Genomic DNA, 663 nt, shown 5'->3' with positions numbered 1-663 from the left:
TAGTTGTTTTGAAAATGGCAGGCAATTATCAGCATGGCTAGGATTAGTACCAAGGCAACATTCTAGTGGTGGCAAAGATAAGTTGCTTGGCATTAGTAAAAGAGGTGATATATATTTACGCACTTTGTTGATTCAAGGAGCAAGAGCAGTACTGAATAGTAAAATAAGATTTACCACGGAAGAGCAAAAATCTAAAAAAGATTATAGCAAGTTTACCGAGTGGATGTTTAATTTATCTGAACGAAATGGGCATAATAAAACAACTGTTGCAGTAGCTAACAAACTAGCAAGGGTGGTGTTTGCGGTACTCAGTTCAGGCAATGATTATACCGAGAGTAAAGTTTGTAGCTAAAGAATTGGTACAAACTAGTTGTTGACGAGATAATATTATAGGTAAATAGAAATTTAATAGATTCTAATCCGGAATATGCGAAAGAATGATAATATTGATGGTAAATAAGACGAACCTTAGCTTACGAGAAAACTGAAATAGTCAATGGCTCGTTAGAAGTCGATGAAATGATAAGTATAAGTTTGTAAGCCAGCGAATTCCATCAGGGCTATAGGGTAAATTTAAAGTAATTTATTAACTATAAGCCGGATACATGACTGCATTCGATTTTTTTGCTGTTATATATTATTTTTTTCTTGCATTATCGGGTA

At 33.9% G+C, this 663-nt stretch carries 1 protein-coding gene; it reads left to right on the top strand.

Annotated elements, in window-relative coordinates; genetic code table 11:
• Positions 1-352, top strand: a 352-nt coding sequence (locus tag RiCNE_RS07165; RefSeq protein ID WP_133062978.1) for a transposase, incomplete at its 5' end; no start/stop codon positions are given.
• Positions 353-663 lie beyond the last annotated feature (311 nt).

Source organism: Rickettsia endosymbiont of Culicoides newsteadi (assembly GCF_002259525.1).
GTDB lineage: Bacteria > Pseudomonadota > Alphaproteobacteria > Rickettsiales > Rickettsiaceae > Tisiphia.
The sequence above is the reverse complement of the archived record's forward strand: the minus strand, read 5'-3'. Positions and strand labels throughout refer to the sequence as shown.